The following is a 7,947-nucleotide window of genomic DNA, read 5'->3' as shown; positions in this document are numbered from 1 at the left end:
TTCGCTTACGCTAAGCACTCCTCTTAACCTTCCAGCACCGGGCAGGCGTCACCCCCTATACATCATCTTACGATTTAGCAGAGAGCTGTGTTTTTGATAAACAGTTGCTTGGGCCTATTCACTGCGGCTGACCTAAATCAGCACCCCTTCTCCCGAAGTTACGGGGTCATTTTGCCGAGTTCCTTAACGAGAGTTCTCTCGCTCACCTGAGGCTACTCGCCTCGACTACCTGTGTCGGTTTGCGGTACGGGTAGAGTATAAATTATCGCTAGAAGCTTTTCTTGGCAGGGTGACATCACTCACTTCGCTACTAAACTTCGCTCCCCATCACAGCTCAATGTTAGAGATATAAGCATTTGACTCATATCACACCTTACTGCTTAGACGTGCTCTTCCATTCGCACGCTTGAGTTAGCCTTCTGCGTCCCTCCTTCACTCTATACTCTAGTACAGGAATCTCTACCTGTTGGCCATCGGATACACCTTTCGGTCTCTCCTTAGGTCCCGACTAACCCAGGGCGGACGAGCCTTCCCCTGGAAACCTTAGTCTTACGGTGGACAGGATTCTCACCTGTCTTGCGCTACTCATACCGGCATTCTCACTTCTATGCGTTCCAGTGCTCCTTGCGGTACACCTTCTCCACACATAGAACGCTCTCCTACCATACCTATAAAGGTATCCACAGCTTCGGTAAATTGTTTTAGCCCCGGTACATTTTCGGCGCAGGGTCACTCGACTAGTGAGCTATTACGCACTCTTTGAATGAATAGCTGCTTCTAAGCTAACATCCTAGTTGTCTGTGCAACCCCACATCCTTTTCCACTTAACAATTATTTTGGGACCTTAGCTGGTGGTCTGGGCTGTTTCCCTTTCGACTACGGATCTTAGCACTCGCAGTCTGACTGCCGACCATAATTCATTGGCATTCGGAGTTTATCTGAGATTGGTAATCCGGGATGGACCCCTCACCCAAACAGTGCTCTACCTCCAAGAATCTTTCTGTCGACGCTAGCCCTAAAGCTATTTCGGAGAGAACCAGCTATCTCCAAGTTCGTTTGGAATTTCTCCGCTACCCACAAGTCATCCAAGCACTTTTCAACGTGCCCTGGTGCGGTCCTCCAGTGAGTTTTACCTCACCTTCAACCTGCTCATGGGTAGGTCACATGGTTTCGGGTCTACAACATGATACTAAAACGCCCTATTCAGACTCGGTTTCCCTACGGCTCCGTCTCTTCAACTTAACCTCGCATCATATCGTAACTCGCCGGTTCATTCTACAAAAGGCACGCTCTCACCCATTAACGGGCTCGAACTTGTTGTAGGCACACGGTTTCAGGTTCTCTTTCACTCCCCTCCCGGGGTGCTTTTCACCTTTCCCTCACGGTACTGGTTCACTATCGGTCACTAGGGAGTATTTAGGGTTAGGAGATGGTCCTCCCAGATTCCGACGGGATTCCTCGTGTCCCGCCGTACTCAGGATACTGCTAGGTACAGAATCTATTTTAAATACGAGGCTCTTACTCTCTTTGGCTGATTTTCCCAAATCATTCTTCTATAAATTCTGAGTCCACATTGCAGTCCTACAACCCCGAAGAGTAAACTCTTCGGTTTGCCCTTCTGCCCTTTCGCTCGCCGCTACTCAGGCAATCGCTTTTGCTTTCTCTTCCTGCAGCTACTTAGATGTTTCAGTTCACTGCGTCTTCCTCCTCATTCCCTTAACAGAAATGGGTAACAGGCATCAACCTGCTGGGTTCCCCCATTCGGACATCCCTGGATCAACGCTTACTTACAGCTCCCCAAGGCATTTCGTCGTTTGTCACGTCCTTCTTCGGCTCCTAGTGCCAAGGCATCCACCGTGCGCCCTTACTAACTTAACCTTATTTTGACCTTTCAGTCATAAACTCATTAATATTCACAGCGTTTTCGGTTTATTTTCTTGTTACTATTTGATATCGTTATTCAATTTTCAATGTGCTACTTTAGGATATCATCAACTAAAGGTGAATTCCATATCCTAATGGAGCCTAGCGGGATCGAACCGCTGACCTCCTGCGTGCAAAGCAGGCGCTCTCCCAGCTGAGCTAAGGCCCCACAAGACCTCTCAAAACTAAACAAAACGAACTCAATGTCTTCCGTATTTTCCTTAGAAAGGAGGTGATCCAGCCGCACCTTCCGATACGGCTACCTTGTTACGACTTCACCCCAATCATCTATCCCACCTTAGGCGGCTGGCTCCTTACGGTTACCTCACCGACTTCGGGTGTTACAAACTCTCGTGGTGTGACGGGCGGTGTGTACAAGGCCCGGGAACGTATTCACCGCGGCGTGCTGATCCGCGATTACTAGCGATTCCGACTTCATGTAGGCGAGTTGCAGCCTACAATCCGAACTGAGACTGGCTTTCAGAGATTAGCTTGCCGTCACCGGCTTGCGACTCGTTGTACCAGCCATTGTAGCACGTGTGTAGCCCAGGTCATAAGGGGCATGATGATTTGACGTCATCCCCACCTTCCTCCGGTTTATTACCGGCAGTCTCGCTAGAGTGCCCAACTGAATGATGGCAACTAACAATAAGGGTTGCGCTCGTTGCGGGACTTAACCCAACATCTCACGACACGAGCTGACGACAACCATGCACCACCTGTCACCGATGTACCGAAGTAAAGCTCTATCTCTAGAGCGGGCATCGGGATGTCAAGACCTGGTAAGGTTCTTCGCGTTGCTTCGAATTAAACCACATGCTCCACCGCTTGTGCGGGCCCCCGTCAATTCCTTTGAGTTTCAACCTTGCGGTCGTACTCCCCAGGCGGAGTGCTTAATGCGTTAGCTGCGGCACTAAGTCCCGGAAAGGACCTAACACCTAGCACTCATCGTTTACGGCGTGGACTACCAGGGTATCTAATCCTGTTCGCTCCCCACGCTTTCGAGCCTCAGCGTCAGTTACAGACCAGAGAGCCGCTTTCGCCACCGGTGTTCCTCCATATATCTACGCATTTCACCGCTACACATGGAATTCCACTCTCCCCTTCTGCACTCAAGTTAAACAGTTTCCAAAGCCTACAATGGTTGAGCCACTGCCTTTAACTTCAGACTTATCTAACCGCCTGCGCTCGCTTTACGCCCAATAAATCCGGACAACGCTCGGGACCTACGTATTACCGCGGCTGCTGGCACGTAGTTAGCCGTCCCTTTCTGGTTAAGTACCGTCACAGTATGAACTTTCCATTCTCACACTCGTTCTTCCTTAACAACAGAGCTTTACGATCCGAAAACCTTCTTCACTCACGCGGCGTTGCTCGGTCAGGGTTCCCCCCATTGCCGAAGATTCCCTACTGCTGCCTCCCGTAGGAGTCTGGGCCGTGTCTCAGTCCCAGTGTGGCCGATCACCCTCTCAGGTCGGCTATGTATCGTCGCCTAGGTGAGCCGTTACCTCACCTACTAGCTAATACAACGCAGGTCCATCTGGTAGTGATGCATTTGCACCTTTTAAACATCTACCATGCAGTAAATGTTCTTATGCGGTATTAGCTATCGTTTCCAATAGTTATCCCCCGCTACCAGGCAGGTTACCTACGCGTTACTCACCCGTTCGCAACTCACAGAATACGGTGTAGTAAACTACGGTGCATCCTGTGCGTTCTACTTGCATGTATTAGGCACGCCGCCAGCGTTCGTCCTGAGCCAGGATCAAACTCTCATTTATAGTTTGAGTCTTCACTCATTTCTGTCACTGACAGATTTATTTGCTTATGTTTGACTGACTGTCTCTCAACAGTCGCCTGCACATTGGTTCGTCTTGTTCAGTTTTCAAAGGTCTTTATCGCCATTCAAGCGACAACTATCTTAGTATATCACCTACTACTCTTCTTGTCAATACCTTTTTTCATCTTTTTTTCTAACGCTCTGATATTTCCCTTGATTACGCTACATCTCATAGTCTTTTAAGTAGGTTCGTAACTCTCGAAGCATCGCTTGGCGGCCTTTGAACCTTTCATCTGCCAGTAACCGCTCATACTGCTCTTGCTTGGCGGGACTCAGTTGCTTTTGATAGGACTTTAATTGATCGCGGAGTATTACCAACTCGTCTAGATACAGACCTTTCAGACTTAACTTGTGCCCAATCTCACTTACCTCTTCATACACTTGGCGATCCAGTTTGCGCTTTTGACTTTCTTGTTTGCGCAGAATATCCTTTATGTGATTCCGAAACTTTGTCTTATAGTAGACATAGAGATGGGCTTCTTCCTCTACCAAATAGGGGTGGCGACTTACCAACTCATACAAGACTATCATCCCTTCTTGATCCCAATCGCTTAGCTCCCACAGATGGACATAATATTCCCGCCGACACTTCAGCACAATTCCCCTTACTTTCTCATATAACTTATAAAAAAGAGGACTTCGCACCCTCTTTTTTCTTTGTTCATTTCTTGAAATTTTATTCTGTGATAAATTTACTCAAAATCCCGTTAATAAACTTACTTGATTTCTCATTGGAAAAATTTTTAGACAATTCAATTGCTTCATTGAGTGCAACTAGCTGAGGTGTATCAAACTCTGTCATTTCAAACAATCCCAATCGAAGAATATTTTTTTCTACTAACGTCAGACGTCCTAAAGTCCAGCCTTCTTTTAGATAGTGACTAATTTTCTCATCCAATTCACTTTTGGACTGTTCGACACCCATGACAAGATTCAATAAAAATGTAGGAATTTCCACATCTGAATCGCTTGTAGAATCTTTATCATATGTATATGCAAAGCGACAAGCTTCTATCACATTTCTTTCATATTCCAAACTCATTAACGCTTGAAAAGCACGCTCACGTAGTTGTCTTCTCATTTCCAGCTGTACATCAGTCATTGAGAAAATCCTCATCGAACAAATCTTTTAAATCCGGTTTTGGTGTTTTTTCTGGAACAATGCCAGCTACATGAATGTTCACTGCAGATAATTCAACCTCTGCCATATCAGAAACAGCACTTTTCACTGCTTTCTGAATAGCCACTGCTACCGCTGGAACACCTACACTGTATTCTAAATATAAATAAATGTCAACAGTTACTTCGCCGTCACTGGCGGTATGAAGATAGACACCACGTCCTAAAGAACGTTTTGCAAGGTTATCAGACATACTTTTATTTGCGAAAGAGTAAACACCATCTACTTTAGCGGTTGCAATAGCAATAATTTTTTCTAAGACACGTGGTGCGATAACGATTTCGCCTAATTGTTCAGTTGCCATAACTTGTCCTTTCTTAAGACACAAAGATATTCTGGGAGTCTGTTCAATGATTGCTAGACTCCAAGTCCCCGTTTAATAGTAATTAAGAACTTCTAGTTCTTAGAATAAATTATGCACGAGAAACGTAGGTTCCTTCTTGCGTATTGATAATCAATTTTTGTCCGACTTCGATAAAGTCTGGTACGTTTACTACGAGACCCGTTTCAAGAGTAGCTGGTTTACCAGAACCTGTTACTGTTGCTCCTTTGATAGAAGGTTGTGTATCTGTTACAACTAATTCTACGGTCGTTGGAACCGTAACACCAATAACTTCACTTCCGTAGAATTGAATTTTCACTTCTGAATTTTCAAGGATAAATTTCAATTCTTGCTCTACATTCGCTACTGGGATTTCATATTGTTCAAATGACTCTGTATCCATGAAATAAGCCGTGTCATCCATTTGGTATAAGTACTGTGCTGGGCGTGTTTCAATAATCGCTTGTTCAAATTTTTCTTCTGGACGGTAAGTTGTATCAAAAGTTGAACCTGTACGTACATCACGTAGTTTCATACGCATAACAGTATTCCCTTTACCTGGTTTATGGTGGCTTGCTTCAAGGACACGAATCAATTTCCCATCCGTTGTTTCAAACGTCATACCAGCTCTCAGCTTACTTGCTTCAATCATTATTATTACCTCTTTTAAAATAGATTTCTCTTTATTTTATCATAAAGATTGACAATTCTCAAATCACAATTAGCTCTTTTGGGGCAAGAGTCAATACTTCACAACCTGTTTCCGTGATGACAAGATCATCTTCAATACGGACGCCATATTTACCATCCAGATAGATACCTGGCTCATCTGTTAAAACCATCCCTGTTTCAATCGACTCAGAGGACTTACCAAAGTAAGGGATTTCATGAATATCAAGCCCAATTCCATGGCCAATCCCATGAGTAAAATAAGCTCCGTAACCCGCATCATTGATGATCTGACGTGGAATCCGATCAAAGTCAATACGACTGACTCCAGCCTTGGCTTGATCAATCAAAGCCTTGTTGGCACGCAAGACAATATCATAAATCTCACGTCCCTCATCCGTCACATGCCCTACATGAACGGTTCGTGTCATATCGCTAACATAGTGATTGTAATAACAACCAAAGTCCATCGTCAAGGTTTCACCAGTTTGAATCACTTTCTCACTAGCTACTCCATGAGGCATGGCAGAACGGTATCCCGAGGCTATGATGAAATCAAAAGACGCACCTGAAGCACCTAGTTTGCGCATGCGAGCATCTAAAAAGTTCATAACTGCCAACTCGGTTGTCTCACCTGGTTTGATAAAGTCTAATACATCTAGAAAGGCTTGATCGGAAATTTGACAAGCTTTTCGAATCGTATCAATTTCTTCCACGTCTTTTATCATGCGTAGATTCTCGATGAAACTGCTCATAGCTATCAGTTTATAGGCTGCAAATACGCTTTTCAGCATCTTGAAATAGGCATAGGGCACTTGATCATCAAAGCCAATTTTTTCTAATTTATCGTCCCCAATGATTTTAGCGATTTCTCCCAAAGCATCACGCGTTTCAATAATATCAAATCCTTTGACCACACCTTTGGCAATCAAGGTATAGCGGGAATCTGTCAAAAAAATCCGTCGCGTTTTGCTAATAAAAACCGTCGCTTCTGTTCCGCTAAAACCCGTCAGATAGTAAATATTCTTCAAATTGGTTACTAAGACAGCATCACACTCTGTCTGTTTTAAGGCTACTTCAAATTTTTCAACTCTTGATAACATGAGAAAACCTCCGTAAAATGATTCAATTTATTATAGCAAAAAAACACTGAAAATAATACAATCTATATAGTTAGGATTAGATGAAATTGACATTTGAAAGCGATAAATGTATAATTTTTGTTATACAAGAAATAATGAGGTAACGATATGAATAAAACTGAATTACTGTTACAAAGACTAGATGAGATTGGTCAGTCTCTAAAAGATTCGAAACAAGCACTAGCTTTGCTGGCACTTGGTTCTTGCGGAACAGAAAGAGAACGATTGGATCAGTACTCAGATTTAGACTTCTTTGTTATTGTAAAAGATGGCTACAAGCAGACCTATATCCAAGACCTAACCTGGTTAAGTAAGCTAGAACCAATTGCATTTCACTACCAAAATACAGTAGACGGACATAAAGTTCTATTTGAAGATGATGTTTTTTGTGAATTTGCTGTCTTTGAAGCTCATGAACTAGTAAACATTCCCTTCGCTGAGGGCAAGATTATCTGGAAGGAGGTCGGTTTTGATGAAACAATCTGTCAGCCACAAAGACTGCCATCAAAAGAAAACAGAGACCGTGAATGGCTGTTGGGAGAAATTTCATGCAATCTATATTTAGGGCTAGGTCGCTATCAGCGAGGCGAAAAATTAGCTGCTTATGATTTCATCCAAAACAGAGCCGTCAAGCTTTGGACTGAACTAATCAGTTTGGAAACCACTTCTAAATCTAATTTTATAGATGTCTTTAATACCAACAGACGATTTGAAGACGGTTATCCAAAGGAAGCCGAGCAATTGCCTCACTTTTTGCAAGGTTACGAACGCATTTCTGAGTCTGCTCAAGCACTCCTAGAATATCTGGATAAACACTATTCTCTTAACCCATTTATAAAAGAAAAAATTCGTAATTTATTATAAAAAAGAC

Annotated in this window: 6 protein-coding genes, 1 tRNA gene and 2 rRNA genes (1 of these 9 cut by a window edge); 1 reads left to right on the top strand and 8 read right to left on the bottom strand. The window is 43.7% G+C overall.

Annotation, left to right across the window (positions count from 1 at the left end; genetic code table 11):
• The 8 genes from HMPREF1654_RS04090 to HMPREF1654_RS04055 form a co-directional block, all read right to left on the bottom strand.
• Positions 1–1,878, bottom strand: a 23S ribosomal RNA gene (locus HMPREF1654_RS04090) (it extends 1,023 nt beyond the left edge of the window).
• A 141-nt stretch (positions 1,879–2,019) separates the two neighbouring features.
• Positions 2,020–2,092 (bottom strand) — tRNA-Ala (locus tag HMPREF1654_RS04085).
• A gap of 56 nt (positions 2,093–2,148) precedes the next feature.
• Positions 2,149–3,704: ribosomal RNA gene (locus HMPREF1654_RS04080) — 16S ribosomal RNA — on the bottom strand.
• Together the 16S and 23S rRNA genes with 1 tRNA gene alongside form the textbook arrangement of a ribosomal RNA operon.
• A 221-nt stretch (positions 3,705–3,925) precedes the next feature.
• A complete protein-coding gene (locus tag HMPREF1654_RS04075) occupies positions 3,926–4,408 on the bottom strand; it encodes a hypothetical protein (protein WP_014829578.1) in 483 nt (160 codons plus the stop codon).
• Positions 4,409–4,439: 31 nt separating this feature from the next.
• Positions 4,440–4,865, bottom strand: a complete 426-nt coding sequence (gene nusB / locus HMPREF1654_RS04070; RefSeq protein WP_003077471.1) for a transcription antitermination factor NusB — start codon at positions 4,863–4,865, stop codon at positions 4,440–4,442.
• Positions 4,858–5,247 (bottom strand): Asp23/Gls24 family envelope stress response protein, encoded by a 390-nt coding sequence (locus tag HMPREF1654_RS04065; protein ID WP_003077589.1) that lies wholly within the window; start codon positions 5,245–5,247, stop codon positions 4,858–4,860. The genes nusB and HMPREF1654_RS04065 overlap by 8 nt, the downstream gene beginning before the upstream one ends.
• A gap of 109 nt (positions 5,248–5,356) precedes the next feature.
• Positions 5,357–5,917: an elongation factor P gene (gene efp, locus HMPREF1654_RS04060; protein ID WP_003077808.1), complete on the bottom strand. Its 561-nt coding sequence runs from the start codon at positions 5,915–5,917 to the stop codon at positions 5,357–5,359.
• Between the two features lie 58 nt (positions 5,918–5,975).
• The gene (locus tag HMPREF1654_RS04055; protein WP_003077449.1) at positions 5,976–7,037 is read right to left on the bottom strand and encodes a M24 family metallopeptidase; all 1,062 of its coding nucleotides are present in this window, start codon (positions 7,035–7,037) and stop codon (positions 5,976–5,978) included.
• Positions 7,038–7,184: 147 nt separating this feature from the next.
• On the opposite strand from HMPREF1654_RS04055, the gene HMPREF1654_RS04050 reads away from it, so the two are divergent.
• Complete coding sequence (locus HMPREF1654_RS04050) at positions 7,185–7,940, top strand: hypothetical protein (protein ID WP_003077557.1); 756 nt, start codon at positions 7,185–7,187, stop codon at positions 7,938–7,940.
• The last annotated feature ends 7 nt before the right edge of the window (positions 7,941–7,947 follow it).

The organism is Streptococcus intermedius SK54 = ATCC 27335, from assembly GCF_000413475.1.
In the GTDB taxonomy this organism is placed as follows: Bacteria; Bacillota; Bacilli; order Lactobacillales; family Streptococcaceae; genus Streptococcus; species Streptococcus intermedius.
Note: the sequence above shows the minus strand (reverse complement) of the source record. Positions and strands in the feature narration are given on the sequence as shown.